Annotated in this window: 1 protein-coding gene; it reads right to left on the bottom strand. The window is 46.7% G+C overall.

Going from position 1 to position 244, the window contains the following annotated elements:
* Positions 1–244: hypothetical protein (locus ACRHOZ_RS21270; RefSeq protein WP_431130356.1), on the bottom strand; the 244-nt coding region annotated here is incomplete at both ends.

The following is a 244-nucleotide window of genomic DNA, read 5'->3' as shown; positions in this document are numbered from 1 at the left end:
CCGATCAATTGGGTCTCTAAGCATCAGGACCAACTTTGCAGTGGGGGCCATGGCATACATTCTGGAAATATCCTCTTTGCTCAGCATGGAATAACTAGGCGTAATCTCCCCCTTAAGCCCTTTAAAGGGTGCAAATATGGACTTATACCACTCATCACTATAATCCGAAAAGAACCATTTGAATGAGAAGGCCACTAGCTTCATATTCCCTTTCACCAGTGAGGAGCCTGAGGACCTGGCAGCG

The organism is Flagellimonas flava (assembly GCF_050617915.1).
Taxonomy (GTDB): Bacteria; Bacteroidota; Bacteroidia; order Flavobacteriales; family Flavobacteriaceae; genus Flagellimonas; species Flagellimonas flava_A.
The sequence above is the reverse complement of the archived record's forward strand: the minus strand, read 5'-3'. Positions and strand labels throughout refer to the sequence as shown.